The organism is Cellulomonas triticagri, assembly GCF_003696205.1.
In the GTDB taxonomy this organism is placed as follows: Bacteria; Actinomycetota; Actinomycetes; order Actinomycetales; family Cellulomonadaceae; genus Cellulomonas; species Cellulomonas triticagri.
On record NZ_RFFI01000271.1, the window covers coordinates 1 to 783 of the forward strand.

A 783-nucleotide genomic window follows, 5' to 3' on the forward strand; every position below is an offset into this window, starting at 1 on the left:
CCGGGCCGTGGAGGGGGAGGTGACATGGCAGCAGAGGTTTCCGCAGCAGATGGCGCGCTCAAGCAGGGCGCCGACGCGGTCGCGCAGAGCCGTGGGGAGCTGCAGCGTGAGCTGAGCGCCCTGGAGGGCAAGCTCTCGGGCATCGGGTCGCACTGGCAGGGCCAGGGCGCCGTGGCGTTCAACGCGCTGATGGCGCGCTGGCGTGAGGACGCGAACAAGATCGTGTCCGCGCTGAACGAGTTCGAGTCCAACCTGCTGACCTCGCAGTCGACGTACACCGCGTCGGACGAGGCCCAGCAGTCCACCTTCAGCCGCCTGCAGGGCCGGCTGGGCTGATCGGGGAGCTGACGATGGCTGATCTCAAGGTCAACTTCGGGGGTCTGTCGACCGCCGCCGCCGACATCCAGTCCTCCGCGGGCAACATCGAGTCCCGCCTGAACGACCTGGACCGCTCGCTGCAGCCGCTGCGCGCGAACTGGTCCGGTGAGGCCTCGACCGCCTACACCGCCGCGAAGGCGAAGTGGGAGGCCGCGCTGACCGACATGAAGGCGCTGCTCGCCGACGTGGGCCGGGCCGTGTCGACCTCTGGTGAGGACTACCAGTCCACCGAGCGGTCCAACGCCGCGCGCTGGTGAACCACCCACCCCGGGCACTGCCCGGGGTGCACAGCACGACCCGCGCGGTCGCGCCCCCTCGCTCGCAGGTGAGGACGGGCGCGACCGCGCGGTCATCGCGTCGCAGGGGGCGACGCGTCACGAACTCACGCGGAGGACAGCACGTGGC

At 71.0% G+C, this 783-nt stretch carries 2 protein-coding genes; both read left to right on the top strand.

The annotated features are described in order from the left end of the window. Positions 1-24 precede the first annotated feature (24 nt). Positions 25-336, top strand: a complete 312-nt coding sequence (locus EBM89_RS20785; RefSeq protein WP_122151429.1) for a WXG100 family type VII secretion target — start codon at positions 25-27, stop codon at positions 334-336. A 14-nt stretch (positions 337-350) separates the two neighbouring features. Beyond that, positions 351-635, top strand: coding sequence for a WXG100 family type VII secretion target (locus EBM89_RS20790; RefSeq protein WP_122151430.1), 285 nt, complete (start codon positions 351-353; stop codon positions 633-635). Positions 636-783 lie beyond the last annotated feature (148 nt).